We start from the raw sequence: 20431 nt of genomic DNA, 5'->3' as shown, positions 1-20431 counted from the left end.
GCGCGACCGCGCGAGTGTTGTCCGTGAGGGCCGGTAATTCCCTTGGACATACGGGTAAAGGGGCTGTTCCGGCCGTGATCATGAAGGAGCAGCTGATGTCCCGTTCCACGCTTGATCTCACCGTGCCCGAGCTGTCCGGCAAGCTGGCCGTGGTGACCGGCGGCAGCGACGGGATCGGGCTCGGGCTGGCCGGGCGGCTCGCCGCGGCGGGGGCCGATGTCGTCCTGCCGGTGCGTAACGCGGCCAAGGGCGCGGCGGCCGTCGAGCGGATCAAGGCCGACCACCCCGCGGCGAAGGTGTCCACCCGCGAACTGGACCTGGCGTCGCTGGCCTCCGTCGCCGCGCTCGGCGCGACGCTCAACGGCGAGGGCCGGCCCGTCAACATCCTTGTCAACAACGCCGGTTTGATGACTCCGCCCGCCCGTCAGGAGACCGAGGACGGCTTCGAGCTGCAGTTCGGGACCAACCACCTGGGCCACTTCGCCCTCACCGCCCACCTCCTGCCGCTGCTGCGCGCGGGGTCGGCGCGCGTGACCTCCCAGACGAGCGTCGGCGCGCGCACCGGCGGCATCAACTGGGACGACCTGGCCTGGAAAGACTCGTACAACGGCAGCCGCGCCTACAGTCAGTCCAAGATCGCGGTGCTGATGTTCGCCCTGGAGCTGGAGCGGCGCAGCCGGGCTGGCGGCTGGGGCATCACCAGCAACGCGGCCCACCCGGGCATCACGCCCAGCAATCTGCTGGCCGCGCAGCCGCACATGGGCAGGACCAAGGACGCGCCGCCGCTGAGGCTGATCCGCGCGTTCGCCCGGGCCGGGTTCCTCTTCCAGCCGCTGGAGGACGGTCCGCTGCCCTCGCTGTACGCGGCGACCGGCCCGGCGGCGCGCGGCGGCGCCTTCTACGGGCCGAGCGGCTTCCAGCACCTCGGCGGCGCACCCGCCGAGCAGGACGTCTACAAGCCCGCGCGCGACGAGGCCGAAGCGACACGGATGTGGACAGTTTCTGAGGATCTGACCCGTGTCAGCTTCCCCGCCGGCTGATCGGAAGTGCCAGGCTCTTGCTGACGACGCCGCGCAGGACCGGGCCGGCGTCACGACTACAGACACGTCACGACCACAGACAGAGGAATCGCCGTGAAACTGGGCATCCATTTCGCCAACCACACCCTGCCGGGGGGCGCGCCCTCGCTCGCCGAAACCTTGGCCAAGGCCGCCGAGAGCGCCGACGACGCGGGCTGTGCCTGGGTCACACTCATGGACCACTGGCTCCAGATGGAGCAGTTGGCCACCGCCCAGGACCCGATGCTGGAGGGGTACACCTCCCTCGGTTTCCTGGCGGCGAGGACCAGCCGCGTACGGCTCGGCCTGCTGGTCACGGGTGTGACGTACCGCAACCCCGCGCTGCTGGCGAAGACCGTGACGACCCTGGACGTACTGTCCGGGGGCCGCGCGATGCTGGGCATCGGGGCGGCCTGGTACGAGCGCGAACACCGCGCGTACGGTGTGACGTTCCCACCGGTCGCCGAGCGCTTCGAACTGCTGGAGGAGACGCTGCAGATCGTCCGCCAGATGTGGAGCGACGACGAAGGCCCGTACAACGGGCGGCACTACCAGCTCGCCGAGACGATCTGCTCCCCGCGCCCGCTGCAGCAGCCGCACCCGCCGATCCTGATCGGCGGCAGCGGCGAGAAGAAGACGCTGCGTCTGGTCGCCAAGTACGGGGACGCGTGCAACCTGTTCGCCACGACCCCCGACGAAGTCGCCCACAAGCTGCGGGTGCTGGCCGAGCACTGTGAGCGCGAGGGCCGCGACATCGCCGAGATCGAGAAGACCATCCTGGGCGGGGACCCGTTCGCCGACCCCGACGGGTTCCTCGCAGAGATGGAACAGTACGCGCGGCTCGGCGTCGATCACGTCCAGGTGATGCCGGGGACCCCGGACCCGGTCGAATACATCGAGACGATCGGCAGGACCGTCATTCCCCGCCTCGCCGACATCTGACAGACACAGCCGCCTGACCCGCACGGCCGAATCCACCCACGGCGCCGCGGGTGAGGTGGATGCGACGACAGCCGCCGCACGCCCTGACCCATGACGCGTTCGACCGGGTCGCGGTGGACGCGCCGTGGGTCGAGGTGGACACCACGGTCACGGGGTGGTGACGCCGGTGAGGTGGGCGAAGACCACGACGTTCGCGGAGTAGCCCTTCTTGTGGTCGAACCGGCCGCCGCAGGTGAGGAGCCGGAGTTCGGCGCGGCCCGTGTCGCCGTAGACCTGCCGGTTCGGGAACGACCCCCGCGTGTACGTCTTCACGGAGTCGACCGTGAAGACCGCCGTACGGTGGTCGGCCCGCCGCACCTTGACGAGGTCACCGGGGTGCAGCGCGTTGAGGTTGAGGAAGATCGCGGGGCCCGTCGTGGTGTCACGGTGCCCCACGACGACGGCTGTTCCCCGTTCGCCGGGGGACGGGCCGGCCGCGTACCAGCCGACCCAGCGCGGCTTGCTCATCGGCGGCGTACCGAGCCGGCCGTCCCGGGCGAGGGACAGTCGCATGACCGGAGCCTCGATCATGATGCCCGGCACCGCCACCTTCTTGGGCGCAGACGGCGGCAGCGGAGCGTGGTTGACCACCGGTCGGGCGTGTGCGGTGACGGCGGCCCCCGCGGCGCGCGCCTTGCCGAGCTGGGGTGCGGCGGCGGGCTCCTCGCCGCCGCACCCCTTCACGACTCCGGTCACCAGCAGCGAGCACACGCTGAGCGTGATGGCCAGGCGGCACGCGCGGCTGGGGCCCCGGCGACGGCGACGACGAGGGCGCTCGTTATGCCGCACTGGGCATACGCCGGCGGGCCCACCGCACCGCGAACAGCGCGGCCGTACCCAGGGCGGTCGCCGCGAGCAGCGGCCCCGCCGTGGAGTGTCCGCCGCCGGCGCCGCCGATCGGCGGGACGCCGCCGCCACCCGCGCTCACCGGACCCTGCGGCTTCGCGTCGCCGGCCCCGCCGCAGTTGACCTTGAACGTCTTCTGCTTGGGCACTCCGCCGGGGAAGGTCCAGCTGAGCTGGTAGGTGCCGTCGGGCAGCGCGGTGTCCGGGGTCGCGCCCTTGCCCTGCTTCAGCGCGAGCTGGCCCGTCAGCGTCGGCTTGCCTGCCGCCTTCGGGAGCGGGGAGATCGTGTAGGTGACGGACGGTACGGTCTGGAAGTTGACCGCCGAGAGGTTGAACGAGCAGACCTTGGGCGCGTCGCTCGTGTTCGCCGCCGGCACCCCTGCGGCATGGATCCGGATCACACCGCTGTCACCGGGCGCCGCCGAAGCCGGCACGGCGCCCATCAGGGACACGCCGCCCACGGCCACCGCGGCGACAAGGGCCGACCCGAGCCGCGCGCCACCGCGGTCCGCACGCACGTGGATTCTCATTCGAGGCCTCTTTCGCGTTAGAACGATTGTCATACTGGCTGACACCGGGTCACTGAATGCCCTGACGCCCCGCCAGTCCACCGCGCAACGCGGAAGCGCCCGCAGAACGACTCGATCGGCCTACACCGCCGGTGCGCCGGCGACGAGCACGCGCCGCGACGCATGACCACGGAATTCCCGGGCACACGGCGAAATCTTCTTTTGCTTTTTCTGTCTCTTTTCGGTACGGGTTTCGGCCGGCCGGAAGTCGGCCGGAAGTGATGTGTAGGGCCGGAATCGCCGGGCACGCGGTTCATCAGCAAATACCCGCCGCGCCACGGACGCACGATTATCCGTGGCCCATAAACAAATGAGGAGCCATCTTTATGAGCAGCAACATCTGGGGTTACCAGCCGACGACCGGCCACTCCGCCGGCGCCGATCTGACCGGCTTCAAGGTCGAGGCGACCGACGGCAGCATCGGCAAGGTCGACAAGCACTCCGACGAGGTGGGCTCCTCCTACCTGGTGGTTGACACCGGCGTATGGATCTTCGGGAAGCACGTCCTGCTGCCCGCCGGCACCGTCAGCCGCATCGACACCGACGACAAGAAGGTCTTTGTCGACCGGACCAAGGACCAGATCAAGAACGCGCCCGAGTTCGACAAGGACAAGCACACCGGTGACGCGGGCTATCACGAGCAGGTCGGCGGCTACTACGGCGAGCACCGCGCCTGACGCGCGACGGTAATCCGGGGTGGGGGCCAGGGCAGTTGCCCTGGCCCCCACCCCGTGCCACCGTTGATCGTGACGGGGGCAGGCGAGTGTCGGCGGGTGGACCGACCCGCGGACCGAAAGGCAATTCATGCGAGCGACTCTTATTTACGGCGCAGGCGACATACGGGTGGAGGACGTGCCCGACCCCAAGATCCGGCAGCCCACCGACGCGGTGGTGCGCGTACTGCGCTCCTGTATCTGCGGCAGTGACCTGTGGCCCTACGGTTCCAGGCCAGCCTCCGACACGGGCGCCAGGATTGGCCACGAATTCCTGGGCGTGGTGGAGGAGACCGGCGCCGAGGTGTCGGGGCTGAAGCGCGGCGACGTCGTGGTGGCGCCCTTCGTATGGGCCGACAACACCTGCGACTTCTGCCAGGAAGGGCTGCAGACCTCCTGCCGGCACGGCGGCGGCTGGGGATCCGACGGCGTGGACGGCGGCCAGGGCGAGGCGGTACGGGTACCGCAGGCGCAGGGCACGCTGGTGAAGCTGCCCGTCGGCGAGGACTCCGCGCTGCTGCCGTCGCTGCTGACGCTCTCGGACGTGTTCTCCACCGGCCACCACTGCGCGGTGACCGCAGGTGTCGGACCCCGTACGACGGTGACGGTCGTCGGCGACGGCGCCGTGGGTCTTTCGGCGGTGCTGGCGGCCAAACGGCTGGGCGCCGAGCGGATCATCCTCATGGGCCGGCACAAGGACCGTACGGATCTCGGCCAGGACTTCGGCGCCACCGATGTCGTCGCCGAGCGTGGCGACGAGGGCATCGAGAAGGTCCGCGAGCTGACCGATGGTGACGGCACCCACACGGTCCTGGAGTGCGTCGGCCTGAAGCCGGCCATCGACACCGCCCTGGGCGTGGTGCGGTCCGGCGGCACCATCAGCCGCGTCGGCGCCCCGCAGTACCGGGACGTCCCGATGGACTTCCCCGTCTTCCTGCGCAACATCACCCTCACCGGCGGTGTGGCCCCGGCCCGCGCCTACATCGAGGAGCTGCTGCCCGACGTCCTGGACGGTACGGTCGAGCCGGGCCGGGTCTTCGACCGTACGGTGAGCATGGACGAGGTGCCGGACGGCTACCGGGCCATGGCCGACCGCGAGGCGCTGAAGGTGCTCGTCAACCCGGTGTGACCGTGGTCAGGCCTTCCAGTTCGGCCTCGAAGAGCAGCGCGGGGTCGAAGGTCATCCCGGCGAAGTGCCCCGCGAGTTCCAGGGACAGCACGCCGTGCAGCCGGGTCCAGAACGCCAGCGCCCGGCGCAGCGCGGCGACCGGGGCGGGGTGACCTTCGGCCCACTGCCTGTGGTCTTCGAGGTGTGTGTCGAAGGTGGTCGCCGCTCGGGTGGGCGCTTCCGTGGGCGCTCCGTCCGGGGGCGCGGATACGGACGGGGGCGACGCCGACGCCGTGTAGGCGTCGAGCAGTGCCGCCATGATCTCGGCCGCGATCCCGGTGATGTCGGCGGGCGCGTGATACCCGGGCACGGGCGTGCCGTAGACGAGGAAGTACCGCTGCGGATCGGCGAGCGCCCAGTCGCGCAGGGCGTGTGCCAGCGCGGCCACGTCGGGCCCCGATGCGGCGGCGGCGCCGAAGGCGTCGGCGAGACTGCGGTACGAGTCCCTGATGAGCTCGGTCATCAGCTCGTCCCGGCCGGCGAAGTACCGGTAGAGCGCGGGTCCGCTCATGCCCATCCCCTTGGCGATGGCGTTGAGGGAGAGCGCCGACGCCCCGGCCGAGGCCATCTGCTCCCACGCGCGTTCCTTGATCTCCGCACGCACCTGCGTGCGGTAGCGCTCGCGCGGGGTCCGTGTGCCCGTCTCCGCCATGGCCTGCCACCTTCCACATCTCCCGTATCCACCAGCTCCAGTTAGAGGCTATCACTGGATCTATTGACTCTCACTCTCCTTCGTTATAGCTTCTAACTAACGCGAAGCACGATAACGAATCACAGAGCATGCGGAGGTCGCCATGAGCACCGAAGGACTCGTCGAGGTCGTCCTGCCCGGCAAGGTCGAGCCGGAGGGACTGCAGATCAGGCGCGGCGCCGTCCCCTCCGCGGGCCCCGGCCAGGTCGTGGTCCTGATGGAGGCGACCGGGGTCTCCTTCGCCGAGCAGCAGATGCGCCGCGGCCGGTACTACGACCAGCCGCCGTTCCCCTTCGTGCCCGGCTACGACGTGGTCGGTACGGTGCTGACGGCCGGCCAGGGCGTCGAGCCGGGACTGGTCGGCACCCGGGTCGCCGCGCTGGTCAAGGTAGGCGGCTGGGCCAGCCATGTGGTGATCGAGGCGGCGGACGTGGTGGAGGTGCCCGAGGGGATCGGCGCCGCCGAGGCGGAGACCGTGGTGGTCAACGGCATCACCGCCTGGCAGATGCTGCACCGCAAGGCCTGCGTCCGCGCCGGGCAGACCGTCCTGGTGCACGGCGCCAACGGCGGTGTCGGCTCGGTCCTGGTGCAGCTCGCACAGGCCGCCGGTGTGAAGGTGATCGGTACGGCGTCGAAGCGCCACCACGACGCCCTGCGGGAACGGGGCGTCGTCCCCGTCGACTACCGCGCGGGGAATGTCGCGGCGCGGGTGCGCGAACTGGCCCCCGGCGGTGTGGACGCCGTCTTCGACCACGTCGGCGGCCGGAGCGTCGTCGACTCCTGGGGCCTCCTCGCGCCGGACGGCACGCTCGTCTCGTACGGCAGCGCCTCCACCCGCGACGACACCGGCTCCAAGCAGTGGCCGGTGATCAAGCTGCTCGGCCGGGTGTGGCTGTGGAACGCGCTGCCCAACCGCCGCCGCGCCTACTTCTTCAACATCTGGGCGGGGCGGTCGCTGGGCAAGGACCGGTTCAGGGCCCGGCTGCGCGCCGACCTCACGCAGGTCTTCGCGGCGCTGAAGCGGGGTGACGTGACCGCCCAGATCGCCGCCCAACTGCCGCTGACCAGCGTCGCGGACGCCATGCGGCTGGCCGAATCGGGCACCGTCGCCGGCAAGATCGTGCTCAACCCTTAGGGTTGCCGTATGTGATGATGCAGGACGGCAACTGGCCCTGGGGAGCGCCGGTTGAGTGCGTACGAGGGGGATCTCGGGGTGGGTAAGGGTGACTCGTCCATATCGGACGAGGAGTGGGAACGTTTTCTGCGGGAGTCCGAGGCGGGGGCGCCGAGTGCGCCCGAGGAGCCGTCGGCCCGGGCCCGGATGGTGACGCGGCGGCTGCGCGAGCAGTCCGGGCAGCCGCAGGGATGGCGGACCCACCAGCCGGCCAAGAGCCGCAAGGGCAAGGCCTGGTACGTGGTCGGGCTGCTGGTGCTGGTCGCGCTGATCGTTGTGGCGGTGGCACCTGACCGGGTCACCGGATGGTTCGGCGGCGACGACGGAAACGGAAACACACCGCTCGCGGCGGAGTCGGAACGGCCCGACCAGCCGCCCGCGACGCAGGCGGCGGCCCAACAGCCCACACTGCGCGAGCCGTTCAGAGGGTCACCGGCGGTGCGGTGGGCCGACGGAACGGCGGGGATCGACGTGCCGGCGGCGCGGGCCACCGGCTGGATGACCAAGAAGCAGGTGGAGCGGACGCTCGAAAAGAGCCGGGACTTCCTCGCCGCGTCCAGTCTCGATCCGGGTGTGCTGGCAGGACAGCGGCCCACGGAGGCCATCGCGCTGATCAATCCGCGTCAGCGCGATGTACGGGACTACGTGAAGGCCGCGTTCGTCACACCCACCCGCGAGAACGATCCGCTGCTGCTGTTCAGCCGTTTTCCCAAGGCGAAGATCAAGCTCGTCGGGGATGTCGTCAAGACCCGGGGCCGGATGACGTACCGGGAGGGAGAGCGCGGCGCGGTCGAGGTGACCACCGACGTCACGTACGTCTATCCGGTCACCCGCGCCGAGCAGGGCAGCGACGAGGTCGTACGCACCATCGCGCGCCGTGAGGTCGTCATGAGCTGGGACGATCCGGCGAAGGTGATCACCGAGCCGGGGACGTTCTCGCTCGTCTCCTACAAGGTGGACTCCACCAACGGCGGCTGTGACACCGTCACCGGTTACTTCGTGCCCACGTTCCGCGCGGAGCGCCCGGCCGCCGGGGAGGGCCCCGAGGTCGACCCGTACGACCGGAGCACGTCGATGGAGGAGCGCATGCGGGACGCTGACGACGGGAAGTGCGGGACCGCCACCCGGGAGTGATCCGGCCCGAAGCGCGGACGGTCAGCGGACGGGCCTTGCGAAGGGCTCGTCCAGCTGCGGCGCCGGGGCGTTGATCGCCAGGTGCACCGTCTCGGTGTCGCCCGCGTTCCAGTTGCGGTGCGGCACGCCCTTGGGGAACACCACGAGGCTGCCGGGGCCCGCGTCGTACGTACGGCCGTCGACCTCGACGGTCATGGTCCCGGCCAGCACGTAGAACACCTGCTGGACGACATGGGTGTGCAGGCCCTCGGGCGAGCCGCCGCCCGGCGGTGTGCGTATGTAGTTCACCTCGACCGCGCCTGCCCCGCTGGCGCGGTCGAGGAGTTTCTGGGACAGGCGCTCGTCGGGGCCGAGCGCGGCGAAGCGCGCGAAGTCGACCTGGCGCACGTGGGCGAATCCTGGATCGTCGGTCAACGGTCTCCCTTTCGTGGTCGACCCGGCGCTCTCTCCTGGTCGACTCCACCTCGGTAAGTGTCGACACTTAATCTATCCCATGCGCGACCTCCTCAATCGGGCCGAGTCTCGCGGATCCGACCCCTCACCCTCACCTACTGGGCTTCCATCGCCATCTGAAACAGATCTGTCGTGTGGACGTCACCCCCTAGACATCGGCCGGAACGCGCGCTTGAATCAGAGTGTCGACACTTTGCGACGGGTTGCAGTGATCGGCTTCCCATCGAGGAGGTATCCGTGAACCATCCGCGTCAGAAACTGGTCGTAGAAGACCTCAAGCTCGGCCACTGGTCGCGCCGCTCCGAAGCGTTCTCCCTGGCGTGCGACGGGCTGACGTTCGATGTCGCCGAGGGCGAGTTCGTGGCGATCGTCGGACCGAGCGGCTGTGGGAAGACCACCTTCCTGACGGCGCTGGCGGGGCTGATCCCGGTCACCTCGGGCCGTCTGGAGCTCAACGACCAGCAGATAGTGGGCGCCGCCCCTGACAGGTCCCTGGTCTTCCAGCAGTCGTCGCTGTTCCCCTGGCGAAACGTCGTGGCGAACATCGAGTTCGGGCTCAAGGCCCAGAAGCGGCTCGACGAGAGCGGCCGGGCCAGGGTCGCCGAGCTGGTGGAGCTGGTCGGCCTCGCGGGCAAGGAGGACAAGTACCCACGGGAGCTGTCCGGCGGCATGAGCCAGCGGGTCAATCTGGCCCGCGCGCTCGCCACCGATCCTGATCTGCTGCTGCTCGACGAGCCGTTCTCGGCCCTCGACGCGCAGACCCGCGAGGTCATGCAGGAGGAGCTGACCCGGATCTGGCAGTCCGACGGGGGCCGGACCGGCAACACCGCGGTCTTCGTGACCCATGACGTGCCCGAGGCGGTGTTCCTCGCGGACCGTGTCGTGGTCTTCTCCGCGGGCCCCGCCCATCTGGTCGAGGTCGTCAAGGTCGACCTGCCGCGACCGCGCGACGCGCAGATCAAGCGGACGGCCGAATTCCAGGAGATCAGCGACTACATACTCCGGCTCGTGATGAGCCAGACCCAACCAGGTCGAAGGGCGAAAGACCATGACAGCAACGCAACTGTCGTCGGATAGGGTCCGCACCCCCGTCCCGATGGTGAAGCGGCCGAGCGGGCAGGGTCCGGCGGGCCGTCACCTCAATCTCATCCTCGGTGTCATCGGCATGATCGTGGTGCTCGGCGCCTGGCAGATCTGCGCAGCGACGAAGATCGTCGATCCGAACTTCAGCAGCTCACCGGCGGGCGCCTTCACCGCGCTGGTCGACGCGGTCCGGACCGGCTCCCTCTGGGATCCGCTCGGGTCGACCCTCTCCATCGTGGCCCTCGGCATGGCCATCTCGATCGTCGTCGGCATACCGGCCGGGCTGCTGATCGGCCGGAGCAGGATCTTCTACGGGCTGACCGACCCGATCATCAGCATCATGTACTCGGTTCCCTATGTGGTGTTCCTGCCGATGCTCATCTTCTGGTTCGGCATCGGCTCCAACGCGCGGCTGGTCATCGTGGTGTGGAGCGCGCTCTTCCCACTGCTCATCAATGTGATCGCGGGTGCCCGCAACCTCGACCAGGCGCACATACAGGTCTCCCGGGTCTTCTGCGCCTCGCGGATGATGACACTGCGCTCGGTCGCCTTTCCCGCGACACTCCCCTACATACTCGCCGGCATCCGCCAGGCCGTCGGCCGCGCCCTGATCGGCGCGATCGTCGCCGAGCTGTTCATGGGGTCGGCGGGCCTCGGCTATCAAGTGCAGCTCCAGACCTCGAACTTCGAGATGGACGACGCCATGGCGTCGATCGCCGTCATCGCCGTGGTGGCCATCGTCCTGACACGCGGCGTCGGTTATCTGGAGCGCCGTTTCACCTTCTGGTCGGGCACGGACTGATGGGGCACCGCATGCGCATCACCACACCTCTCTGCCTGTCGCTGGGCGCCGTGCTCGCCGCGAGCCTCACCGGCTGCGCGGTGACGTCGTCGGCGGCCACCCCGCCGACGAGCATGAAGATGACGATCGGCTACACGGCGATCGGCGCCGCCTACTCGGACCTGTACATCTGCGAGGACCAGGGCGTCTTCAAGAAGAACGGGCTCGACGTCAAGATCACCCTGCTCAACAGCTCCTCGCAGCTCGTTGCCGCCCTGATGAGCAACAGCGTCCAGATCGGGGTGGGCGCCACCACCTCGACCGCCGCCGGTGCCATGAATCTCAAGGGGGTGGACCTGCGGTACGTGGCTCTGCCGATCAACCGCTACTACCTGGAGATGTGGGGGAAGAAGTCCGTCACCCCGGGTGAAGGTCTCAAGGGCAAGAAGATCGGGCTCAGTTCACCGGGCTCGCTGGGGGACGCGGCCGTCGACTCGCTCGTCAAGAGCAAGGGCTGGTCGGGCGACGACGTCCAGAAGATCTTCCTGAAGTCGACCCCCGCCGAGGTGTCGGCGCTGGAGAACGGCGCGGTGGACGCGATCGTCACCCAGCCGCCGACCGGCACGAAGACCCGGAAGAAGGGCTTCAAGAAAATCATGGACTTCACCGGGCTGCCGGCAGCGGCCAACGCCTACACGGTCAAGTCCAACTATCTGGACGCGAACCAGAAAGCGGTCAGCGCGTTCACGAAGTCCGAGACCGAGTGTCTGGCCATGTTGCACAACAACAAGGATCTCGCGGTCAAAAGCATCATGAAACACAGCGGAGTCAACGACAAGGCGCTCGCCGAGTATTCGTACGACTTCTTCAACCCGCTCTGGGCCAAGGACCCGAGGGTCGATCCCGCCCTGGTCAAGGACGCGTTCGCGGCCACCGTGGCGAAAGGGGTCGGGACGATGCCGAAGGACACGTCCGAATACATCGACAACAGCTACGTCGACAAGCTGCGGAAGTCCGGCTTCATCGACTCGCTCTACCACTGAGCCGGAAACTACGGAGGTGAGTGGCATGGCGTCACTTGACGACATCAACGATCTGCGCGGCTGGCTGGAGCTGGCCGAGAAGCTCGGCGAGGTCAGAACCATCACAGGTGCGCACTGGGACAAGGAGATCGGCGCCGCTTCCGAGGTGAACTACAAGCGCCCCTCACCACCTGCGCTGCTCTTCGACGACATCGTCGGCTACTCCACAGGGCAGCGTGTCCTCACCGCCTCCATGGCGAACGCCCGCAGGCTGGGAATGACCCTGCGGCTGGGCACCGACCTCGACGACCGGTCCCTGGTCGAGGCGCTGCGCACCCGGCCCGGCGAATGGGTCGCGCACGCCGCCGACTATCCCGTACGCGTGGTGGAGAGCGGTCCCGTACGGGAGAACGTGTTCGCCGCCGGGAAGGCGAATCTGCTGGACTTCCCCGTCCCGAAGTGGCATGAGGGGGACGGCGGGCGGTACATCGGCACCGGCTGCGCCGTCTTCACCACCGACCCGGAGACGGGGAAGCTCAACGCGGGCGCGTACCGGATGCAGGTGCAGAACGACGGCCGGGCGGCGAGCATCAACATCGAGGCCGGCAAGCACGGCGCCGCCCATGTCCGGGAGTGGTTCGCCCGGGAGGGGCGTGCCCCCGTGACCGTCTCGCTCGGGCACGATCCGCTGCTGCTCGTCGTCGCGGGCACCGAGGTCCCCGGCGGGGTGTCCGAGCTGGAGTACGCGGGGGCTGTGCTGGGGCGCCGGATCGAGGTGATCGAGGGCGACGTCACAGGACTGCCGATCCCGGCGACCTCGGAGTTCGCCGTCGAGGGCTGGCTGTATCCGGACCGCAAGGAGCAGGAGGGGCCGTTCGGGGAGTGGACGGGCTACTACAGCGGTGGCACGGAGGCGGTGCTCACGATGGACATCGAGCGCGTCTACCACCGTGACGACCCGATCCAGCTCGGGGCCCCTCCCGGCAAACCGCCCCACGACTACTCGTACATGCGCAGTGTCATGAAGTCGGCGATGATCCAGGACGCCCTGGTCAGGACGGGGCTGCCGGGCGTCGAAGGAGTGTGGGCGCACGAGGCGGGCGGCGGGCGGCAGTTGCTGGCCGTGGCGATACACCAGCAGTACGCGGGCCACGCACGCCAGGCCGGCATCCTCACCTCGCAGCTCCCGGCCGCCGCGTACATGAACAAGTTCGTGGTCGTCGTCGACGCCGACGTGGACCCGCGCAGCCTCAACGACGTGGTGTGGGCGATGTGTACGCGTACGGACCCGGCGGCGGACATCGAGACGATGCGGCAGACCTGGGGCAGCCGGGTCGATCCGCTGCGGGAGCAGGGACTGCCGCCGTTCAACACCCGCGCGGTGATTGACGCCTGCCGCCCCTACACCCGGCTGGCCGCGTTCCCGAAGGTCGCCGAGGCGAGCAGGGAACTGATCGACCAGGTGCTGAGGCGCTGGCCCGAGCAGCTGGGGGGCTCAAGGTGAGCGCGGAAACGGCGGCCCGGGCGACCATGCGGGGCAACGCGCTGGTCTTTCCCTCGCTCGGCGACACGGGCCAGCGGCTCGAACTGACCCAGATGCTCGGCCGGGGCATGAGCGGGCACAGCATCGCCGACGAGATAGCGCTGGCGGTGGCGACCGAGATAATCGAGGGCCGGCTGTCACCGGGCGACGACCTGAACTCCGTCGAGCTGGCCCGGACGTTCAACAGCAGCAGGACCCCGGTCCGTGAGGCGCTGCTCGTGCTGGAGCGGGAAGGGTTCGTGGAGATCACGGCCCGGCGCAGGCCACGGGTGGCCAGGCTGCTGCTCCGTGAGGTGCGCGAGCTGTACAGCCTGCGCGCCGAGCTGTACGCCGTGGTGAGCCGGGCCGTCGTACGGCTCGCGACGGAAGCCGATCTGGAGATGCTGCGCGGCCATCAGCGGGCGCTGGAGGCGGCCGTCGCCCATGACGACGTGGACCGGTACTTCTGGGTCAACGTCCAGTTCAGGAACACCGAGGCGGACATAGCCCGCAACGCGACACTGCGCCGGGTGCTCGACACACTCGCGCTGCGCGCCCTGCAACTGCGGCATCTCAGCCTGTCGCAGCCCGGACGGCTCGGCCCTTCGGTCGCCGACCACGGCCGGCTGCTGAAGGCGTACGAGGACAGGGACGCGGAGCTGGCGTCCGCCCTGACCCAGTCGCTGGTGCGCAAGGGGTTCGCGGCCATAGAGCGCTCGGGATGGACCGGAGAAGAGACATGACCGGCACAGAGACAACCAGCACAGGGACCAGCAGCACAGAGACGAACGGTGTGAGGAGGGGGAAGACCATGTCGGTCGCCTTGCGTTTCCGGCTCAACCACGAGGACGTGGAGATCCACGTCCAGGACCCGGCGGCGACCCTGCTCGACGTCCTGCGGACCGACCTCAATCTGACCGGCACCAAATCGGGCTGCGAGATCGGCTACTGCGGCGCCTGCACGGTCATCGTGGACGGCGCGGCCGTCCCGGCGTGTCTGCAGATGGTTGGGCTGCTCGAAGGGCGTGACGTGCGGACCGTCGAGGATCTGGGCGGTCCTGACGGACTCGACCCCGTCCAGCGGGCGTTCGTGAAGTGCTCCGGGTTCCAGTGCGGCTTCTGCACCCCGGGGCATGTGATGGCGCTGCGGGCGCTGCTCGACCAGGAGCCCGATCCGGGCGAGGAGCGGATCCGGCAGACGGTCGACGGCAACTACTGCCGCTGCACCGGCTATGCGAAGATCCTCGACTCCGCGCGCGAGGCCGTCGCCCTGGACCGGGCACACACGGCGGCAGGGGAGGCGCGCTGATGTCGACCACCACGGTCCCCGTGACCGGCCTCGATCTGGGGCACGCGGTCCTGCCACCGCTCATCGGCAGCGCCGTCGAGCGCATCGACGCCCTGGAGAAGGTGTCGGGCCGCGCCTCGTACGCCGCCGACACCCGGCTCCCCCGCATGCTGTTCGGCGCGGTGGTCCGCTCGCCGCACGCCAGTGCGCGCATCGTCTCGATCGACACCTCGGCCGCCGAGCGGCTGCCGGGTGTGCACGTGGTCATCACGGGGGCGGACACCGCGCAGGTGAAGTGGGGCGCTTTCCGGCCCGATCTGTATCCGCTGGCCGTCGACTACGTCCGGTACGTCGGGGACGACGTCGCGGCGGTCGCGGCCCGTGACATCGAGACCGCTCGCAGGGCGGCCGAGCTGGTGGTCGTCGAGTACGAGGTGCTGCCCGCCGTGCTGAGCCTGGACGAGGCGCTGGCCGAGGGCGCGCCGCTGGTGCACGAGAACACCCCGGGCAATGTGGCGCACGAGTTCTCCTTCGACCGGGGCGGTGTGGAGGACTGGTTCGAGCGCAGCGACGTCATTGTCGAGGGCACCTGGCAGACGGCCCGGCAGTGGCACGCGTCGATCGAGACGATCGGCTGCACGGCCGAGTGGTCCGGTGACCGGGTCAGTCTGTGGGTCAACACGCAGACGCCGTTCCTGGCGCGCCAGCGCTACGCGACGGCGCTCGGGCTTCCACTGCGTGCCGTACGGGTCGTGCAGACGGAGATCGGCGGCGGCTTCGGCGGCAAGTCAGGTGACGACAACGCCTCGGTGATCTGCGCGATCCTCGCCCGCAGAACAGGGCGGGCGGTGCAGCTCATGCACACCCGTGAGGACGAGTTCCTCGCCAGCCATCCGCGGATCCCGATGCGCTACAAGGTCCGGCTCGGCTTCACCTCCGACGGCCTGGTGACGGCGAAGGACATCGAGGTCACCGCCGACAACGGCGCGTACACGGGCAAGGCGCAGGCGGTGCTCGGCGCCGCGACCGTACGGCACGACGCGCTGTTCAACTACCGCGCCGTGCGCGCCCATTCGCGTCTCGTCTACACCAACCTCGTGCCGACAGGTGCCTTCCGCGGCTTCGGCAACCCGTCGGCTGACTGGGCCGTCGGCCAGGCGTGGGATCTGGCGGCCGACCGGCTCGGCATCGAGGTGCCGGACCTGTTCCTGCTCAACGCGGTGGAGACCGGCAGTGTGTCGCCGCACAACCACAAGATCACCAGTTGTGAGCTGAAGCAGTGCATCACCATGGCGGCCAAGGCGATCGACTGGGCGGGCAAGCGGGCCGCCCCGAAACCGAACCGCGGTCTCGCGATGGGTGTCAGTGTCCATGTGTCGGGCCGGCGCAGCTTCGGTGACTACGACGGGAGTTCGGCGATCGTCCGGCTGGCGGAGGACGGCCGCGCTGTCGTCATCGTCGGTGAGGGCGAGATCGGCACCGGCGCCCGTACGACGCTGGCACAGATCGCCGCCGCCGAGCTGGGTCTCGCCGTCGCCGATGTGTCGGTGACCCGCCCGGACACCGATCTCACGACACACGCGCTCGGCGCGCTGGCCAGCCGGGTGACGTATGTGGCGGGGAACGCGGTGAAGCGCGCAGCCGAGCACGCGTGCACCCAGCTGCTGGAGGCGGCGGCGAGCCAACTGGGCCGACCGGCCTCACAGTTGTGGGTCGAGGACGGTGTGGTGCACGGTCCGGCGGGGTCCGAGGGCGAGGGGCCCGTTCGCTCGCCCGTCGGCGCGGTCGTACGGGCCGCGCTGTACCGCCCGGACGGCGAGCCGATCGTCGGGGTGGGGTCGTTCGACAACCCCTCCGAATTCCCCGACCAGTCGCGGTACGGCAACGAGTCGGGCGCGTACAACTTCGCGGCCGAGGCCGCCGAGGTCGAGGTCGACCCGGAGACCGGCGCGGTGACCGTCGTCGAACTGGCGGCGGCGGTGGACTGCGGGACGGTCCTGAATCCGCCGCTCGCCGAGGGCCAGGTGGAGGGCGGTATCGCGCAGGGGATCGGGATGGCGCTGACCGAGCGGTTCGACTGGGAGGCGGGCGCGCCGACCAAGCCGAACTTCAACGACTACAAACTGCCGACGGCCGGCATCATGCCGAAGCTGCACATCGAGTTCGCCGACTCCTACGAGCCGACCGGACCGTTCGGCGCGAAGGGAGTGGGCGAGATCTCCCTCGACCCGGTGCCGTCGATCATCGCGAGCGCGGTGGCCGACGCGGTGGGCGTCCGGATCCATGAACTGCCCATCACCGCCGAGAAGATCTTCTGGGGCATGGAGTCAAAGGAAGGAGACCGCTGATGACTGTGCTCGACCCGAGGCTCTCCGCCGCAGAGTCGCCGCTCGCCCCTCTCACCGTGATCACCCCCACCTCCATGGACGAGGCCCTGCGTCTGCTGGCCGCTCCTGACGCGGCCGTGCTCGGCGGCGGGGTCGGCCACACCCTGCGCAGGCACGACCGGCGCCCCGCCGTCGCGACCACCCTGGTCTCGGTGGGTTCGCTGCCCGGCCTCGGCGACATCACCTGGTCGGCGGGGGGTGTCAGCATCGGCGCCGGTGTGAAACTGAGCGCCTGCGCCGCCGACCCGCGGCTGACGGCGGCCTGGCCGGTCGTCACGGAAGCCGCCGGGTCCGTCGCCACCGGCCGGATCCGCAGGATGGTCACGCTCGGCGGCAACATCGCCGCCCTGGACGACAGCCATGATCCGCCGGTGGCCCTCACCGCCGTCGGGGCCGAGCTGCTGGTGCGCGGTACCGGCGGCAGCAGGACGCTGGCGATCGGCGATCTCCGGGAGCTGCGCGCCGACGAACTGATCGAGCACGTCCGGCTGCCGCTGCCGACGGCGTCCGATGCGGTGCGTTCGGGCTCCGCGTACGAGAAGTTCCTGGTCCGTGGGGTGTGGGAGTACGCGTGCGTCAACGTCGGCGCTGTCGTCGGGCTCGGCGCCGACGGCACGGCGGTCCGGCTGTCCCTGGCCGTCGGTTCGGTGACGGGCGGTCCGGTCGCCGTCGACCTGTCCGAGCTGCTCGGCGCTCCCTTCGACCAGCGGCTCGTCGCGGAGGCGGCCGGGGTCGCGGTCGCAGCGACCCGCCCGTACAGCGATGTCAGAGGGTCGGCCGCCTACAAGTCCCGGATGATCGCGGAGTTCTCGCGCCGGGCGCTGACGGCCGCCGCGCGGCGCGCCGGACAGGATCCGTCCGCCCCAGCCGTCCCAGGAGGAAACCGATGACCGGCACCGGCACATCCGCCCACAGCGTCGAGAGGATCGAGGGCGAGGCCCGGACCAGGGACGGCGAGGCCCTGTCCTTCACCCGCCACCTCGCCCCCGACGGTGCGCCGCGGATCGTCTTCGTCCACAGTCTGGCCCTGGACCGGTCGCTGTGGGCGGGGGTGACAGCCGCCCTCGAAGGCGGGGCGGAGATGGTGACGTACGACGCGCGGGGGCACGGCCGTTCGGGTCACCCGGTCGGGCCGTACACCACGGAGCAGTTCGCCGACGATCTGGCCGATCTGCTCGATCATCTCGGCTGGGCGGCGGCGACCGTGGTGGGCTGTTCCATGGGCGGCTGCGTGGCCCAGGCGTTCGCCGCCCGGTACCAGGACCGGAGCCAGGGTGCGCTGTTCGTCGACACCACCGCCTGGTACGGGCCGACCGCACGTGACGACTGGGCGGGACGGGCGGCGGCGGCCAGGGCGAAGGGGCTCGACTCGCTGATCCCCTTCCAGCTCACCCGCTGGTTCGGTGACGGGTTCCGGGCGGCGGAGCCGGCGTTGATGGCCCGGCTGACCGAGGTCTTCGTGGCCAACGACATCGAGTGCTACGCGGCGACCTGCGCGATGCTGGGCGCCGCCGACCTGCGGACGTCGGCCGCCGCCATCGGGCACCCGGCGGCCGTGCTGGTGGGCGAGGACGACCTGGCGACCCCGCCCGAGATGGCCAGGGCGCTCGCCGGACTGATCGGGGACGGGCCCGCCACGGTCGTGCCGGGCACCCGGCATCTCACGCCGCTGGAGAATCCGGCCGTCGTGGTCGAGGCGCTGGACAAGCTGCTGCGCCGTGTGGCAGTAGCCGGGGACCGGTCATGACGGCGGGCGGGCCGCTGCCGGTGGTGGACATGCACGCCCACCACGTCGGTACGTACGCGATCGAGCGCATCCGCGAGGAGGGCGCCGCCCACCATGTCCGGCTGGTCACCTCGGAGGCCGGTGGGAAGCCGGTCACCCGGGTCGAGGTGGCCGGCAGGCCGAGCGGGCTGCCGCTGGTCCCCGCGCTCAGCGATGTGGCCGCGCGGCTGGACTGGATGGACGCGGCGGGCGTCGACATCCAGCTGGTCGCCCCCTGGATGGACCTCGCCGGGTACGAGCTGGACGCCGAGGACGGGCTCTGGCTGGCGGAGCTCCAGAACGAGTCGGCGGCCCGGCTGCGCGCCGAACATCCCGGGCGGTTCCGTACGGCCGCGGCCGTGCCGCTCCAGCAACCGGAGCTGGGGGTGGCCGAGTTGCGCAGGGCCGTCATCGAACTGGGCCATTCGGCCGTGCAGATCGGCGCCCGGGTCGGCGAACTGGGGCTGGACGACGCGAGCCTTGACGTCTTCTGGGCCGCGGCCGAGGAGCTGGGGGTGCCGGTCGTCGTGCACCCGGCCGAGCTGGACGTACCGGAGCGGAGCAGGCGGCTGTTCCTGCACATCCTGGTCGGCAACCCGGCGGAGACGACGTTCGCCGCGGCGGCGCTGATGCTCGGCGGGGTGCTGGAGAAACATCCGGCACTGCGGGTGCTGTTGGTGCACGGCGGCGGGTTCGTGCCGTACCAGCTCGGCAGGCTGGAGCGCGGATTCAGCGCGGCACCGCCCGCGTTCCGGGCGCGGGGCACCCGGAGTCCGCGCCAGGTGCTCGGCCAGTTGTACTTCGACTCCGTCCTGCACGACGACGCGGCCCTGCGTCATCTGGTGGGCGTGGCGGGCGCCGGGCGGGTGGTCATGGGCAGCGACTACCCGTTCCCGATGCGGGTCGACCGGCCCGTCCAAGCGCTGGAAGCGGCGGAGTTGGCCGCCGCCGGGCAGGCATCCGTGCTGGCGGGGGCCGGTCTGCTGGCGAGCGGCGGCCCGACGGGCGCGGGTGTCAGCGCGGGAAGCCCGGCCACCCCGAGCGTTCGACCGCCGCGAGACCACGGTGCACGATGGAGCGCGTGAGGGCGGCGGCCAGCGGCCCCTCCCGGTCCTCGTACGCCTGGAGCAGCCGGCGGTGGTCGGCGACCGAGGTAGCAACACGACCAGGCAGCGAGAGGCTGAGGTGGCGCAGCTGGAGCGTCCTGACGCCGACCGAGTCGAGGACGTCGCGTACGGTCTCATTGGCCGCCAGCCGCGCCTCGGTGTTGCGGAACGCGACATTGGCCCAGAAGTACCCGTCCAGGTCGTCGGCGGCAGCGGCCTCTTCCAAGTCGTCCTGGGCGCTGCGCAGTTCGTCCAGGTCCCGGTCGGAGCAGCGGGCGACGATACGGCGGCTCACCAGCCCGTACAGCTCACCGCGCAGCTCGTATATCTCCCGCACCTCTTCGATACCGAGCCGGCGCACCCGGGGCCGTTTGCGGGCGGCGATCTCGACGAGGCCTTCCCGTTCGAGGGTGGCGAGCGCCTCCCTCACCGGGGTCCTGCTGCTGCTGAACCGCCGTGCGAGCTCTACGGAGTTGAGGTCGTCGCCGGGCTTCAGCCGGCCCTCGATGATGGCCGCGCCGACGGAGAGCAGGATCTGCGCCCCGACGCTGTCGGGGTCCTCGGCCCTGCCGAGGACGCGCAGGATCTCGCGCTCCCCCGCGGTCAGGCCCGATCCGGCGAGCACGTCCCTCGACTGTTCCGCCCGGGAGCTGCCCGCCGCCTCGTCCACCGCCACTGCCGTGCATCCCCT

Annotated in this window: 21 protein-coding genes; 16 read left to right on the top strand and 5 right to left on the bottom strand. The window is 70.2% G+C overall.

All coding sequences use genetic code 11. The features are described 5' to 3' along the window. The first annotated feature begins 95 nt into the window (after positions 1-95). Together OHS57_RS29270 and OHS57_RS29265 are read left to right on the top strand one after the other, a co-directional pair. Positions 96-1040: an SDR family oxidoreductase gene (locus tag OHS57_RS29270; protein ID WP_328583817.1), complete on the top strand. Its 945-nt coding sequence runs from the start codon at positions 96-98 to the stop codon at positions 1038-1040. Between the two features lie 93 nt (positions 1041-1133). Then, positions 1134-2000, top strand: coding sequence for an LLM class F420-dependent oxidoreductase (locus OHS57_RS29265; RefSeq protein WP_041983139.1), 867 nt, complete (start codon positions 1134-1136; stop codon positions 1998-2000). 147 nt (positions 2001-2147) lie between these two features. Here OHS57_RS29265 and OHS57_RS29260 read toward each other — a convergent pair whose 3' ends face one another. Together OHS57_RS29260 and OHS57_RS29255 are read right to left on the bottom strand one after the other, a co-directional pair. Further along, a complete protein-coding gene (locus OHS57_RS29260; RefSeq protein ID WP_443042987.1) occupies positions 2148-2735 on the bottom strand; it encodes a class F sortase in 588 nt (195 codons plus the stop codon). Positions 2736-2817: 82 nt separating this feature from the next. After that, a complete protein-coding gene (locus tag OHS57_RS29255; RefSeq protein WP_328583816.1) occupies positions 2818-3414 on the bottom strand; it encodes a hypothetical protein in 597 nt (198 codons plus the stop codon). 365 nt (positions 3415-3779) lie between these two features. Here OHS57_RS29255 and OHS57_RS29250 point away from each other — a divergent pair, with 365 nt between their 5' ends. After that, the gene (locus OHS57_RS29250; protein WP_041983140.1) at positions 3780-4130 is read left to right on the top strand and encodes a PRC-barrel domain-containing protein; all 351 of its coding nucleotides are present in this window, start codon (positions 3780-3782) and stop codon (positions 4128-4130) included. 127 nt (positions 4131-4257) lie between these two features. Then, on the top strand, positions 4258-5295 hold the full coding sequence (locus OHS57_RS29245; RefSeq protein WP_328583815.1) for a zinc-dependent alcohol dehydrogenase family protein: 1038 nt from the start codon (positions 4258-4260) through the stop codon (positions 5293-5295). On the opposite strand, the gene OHS57_RS29240 is transcribed toward OHS57_RS29245, so the two are convergent. Then, a complete protein-coding gene (locus OHS57_RS29240) occupies positions 5282-5986 on the bottom strand; it encodes a TetR/AcrR family transcriptional regulator (protein ID WP_328583814.1) in 705 nt (234 codons plus the stop codon). The two genes, OHS57_RS29245 and OHS57_RS29240, sit on opposite strands and share 14 nt — an antisense overlap. Before the next feature lie 142 nt (positions 5987-6128). Here OHS57_RS29240 and OHS57_RS29235 point away from each other — a divergent pair, with 142 nt between their 5' ends. Together OHS57_RS29235 and OHS57_RS29230 are read left to right on the top strand one after the other, a co-directional pair. Beyond that, on the top strand, positions 6129-7160 hold the full coding sequence (locus OHS57_RS29235; RefSeq protein ID WP_328583813.1) for a medium chain dehydrogenase/reductase family protein: 1032 nt from the start codon (positions 6129-6131) through the stop codon (positions 7158-7160). 78 nt (positions 7161-7238) lie between these two features. Then, complete coding sequence (locus OHS57_RS29230; RefSeq protein ID WP_328585194.1) at positions 7239-8333, top strand: hypothetical protein; 1095 nt, start codon at positions 7239-7241, stop codon at positions 8331-8333. Positions 8334-8354: 21 nt separating this feature from the next. On the opposite strand, the gene OHS57_RS29225 is transcribed toward OHS57_RS29230, so the two are convergent. Continuing rightward, positions 8355-8747: a cupin domain-containing protein gene (locus OHS57_RS29225; RefSeq protein ID WP_052456964.1), complete on the bottom strand. Its 393-nt coding sequence runs from the start codon at positions 8745-8747 to the stop codon at positions 8355-8357. 276 nt (positions 8748-9023) lie between these two features. Here OHS57_RS29225 and OHS57_RS29220 point away from each other — a divergent pair, with 276 nt between their 5' ends. The 10 genes from OHS57_RS29220 to OHS57_RS29175 all read left to right on the top strand — a co-directional run bounded on the left by OHS57_RS29220 (position 9024) and on the right by OHS57_RS29175 (position 19719). Further along, entirely contained in the window at positions 9024-9863 is an 840-nt protein-coding gene (locus OHS57_RS29220; RefSeq protein ID WP_328583812.1) for an ABC transporter ATP-binding protein, read from the top strand. After that, positions 9835-10671, top strand: a complete 837-nt coding sequence (locus OHS57_RS29215; protein WP_328583811.1) for an ABC transporter permease — start codon at positions 9835-9837, stop codon at positions 10669-10671. The genes OHS57_RS29220 and OHS57_RS29215 overlap by 29 nt, the downstream gene beginning before the upstream one ends. A gap of 11 nt (positions 10672-10682) precedes the next feature. Further along, on the top strand, positions 10683-11693 hold the full coding sequence (locus OHS57_RS29210; protein ID WP_328583810.1) for an ABC transporter substrate-binding protein: 1011 nt from the start codon (positions 10683-10685) through the stop codon (positions 11691-11693). Between the two features lie 25 nt (positions 11694-11718). Then, positions 11719-13176, top strand: coding sequence for a UbiD family decarboxylase (locus tag OHS57_RS29205; protein WP_328583809.1), 1458 nt, complete (start codon positions 11719-11721; stop codon positions 13174-13176). Continuing rightward, positions 13173-13937: a GntR family transcriptional regulator gene (locus tag OHS57_RS29200; RefSeq protein ID WP_198533173.1), complete on the top strand. Its 765-nt coding sequence runs from the start codon at positions 13173-13175 to the stop codon at positions 13935-13937. Before OHS57_RS29205 ends, OHS57_RS29200 begins: the two co-directional genes overlap by 4 nt. A gap of 68 nt (positions 13938-14005) precedes the next feature. After that, positions 14006-14503 (top strand): (2Fe-2S)-binding protein, encoded by a 498-nt coding sequence (locus tag OHS57_RS29195; RefSeq protein ID WP_328583808.1) that lies wholly within the window; start codon positions 14006-14008, stop codon positions 14501-14503. Continuing rightward, positions 14503-16830: a xanthine dehydrogenase family protein molybdopterin-binding subunit gene (locus OHS57_RS29190; RefSeq protein ID WP_328583807.1), complete on the top strand. Its 2328-nt coding sequence runs from the start codon at positions 14503-14505 to the stop codon at positions 16828-16830. The genes OHS57_RS29195 and OHS57_RS29190 overlap by 1 nt, the downstream gene beginning before the upstream one ends. Next, on the top strand, positions 16830-17759 hold the full coding sequence (locus OHS57_RS29185) for an FAD binding domain-containing protein (protein ID WP_328583806.1): 930 nt from the start codon (positions 16830-16832) through the stop codon (positions 17757-17759). Before OHS57_RS29190 ends, OHS57_RS29185 begins: the two co-directional genes overlap by 1 nt. After that, positions 17756-18616 (top strand): alpha/beta fold hydrolase, encoded by an 861-nt coding sequence (locus tag OHS57_RS29180; protein WP_328583805.1) that lies wholly within the window; start codon positions 17756-17758, stop codon positions 18614-18616. Before OHS57_RS29185 ends, OHS57_RS29180 begins: the two co-directional genes overlap by 4 nt. Next, the gene (locus OHS57_RS29175; protein ID WP_328583804.1) at positions 18613-19719 is read left to right on the top strand and encodes an amidohydrolase family protein; all 1107 of its coding nucleotides are present in this window, start codon (positions 18613-18615) and stop codon (positions 19717-19719) included. The genes OHS57_RS29180 and OHS57_RS29175 overlap by 4 nt, the downstream gene beginning before the upstream one ends. On the opposite strand, the gene OHS57_RS29170 is transcribed toward OHS57_RS29175, so the two are convergent. Next, on the bottom strand, positions 19649-20416 hold the full coding sequence (locus OHS57_RS29170; RefSeq protein ID WP_328583803.1) for a GntR family transcriptional regulator: 768 nt from the start codon (positions 20414-20416) through the stop codon (positions 19649-19651). The genes OHS57_RS29175 and OHS57_RS29170 overlap by 71 nt on opposite strands. Between the last annotated feature and the right edge of the window lie 15 nt (positions 20417-20431).

Source organism: Streptomyces sp. NBC_00370, assembly GCF_036084755.1.
In the GTDB taxonomy this organism is placed as follows: Bacteria; Actinomycetota; Actinomycetes; order Streptomycetales; family Streptomycetaceae; genus Streptomyces.
This window is presented reverse-complemented; position numbering and strand designations above follow the sequence as displayed.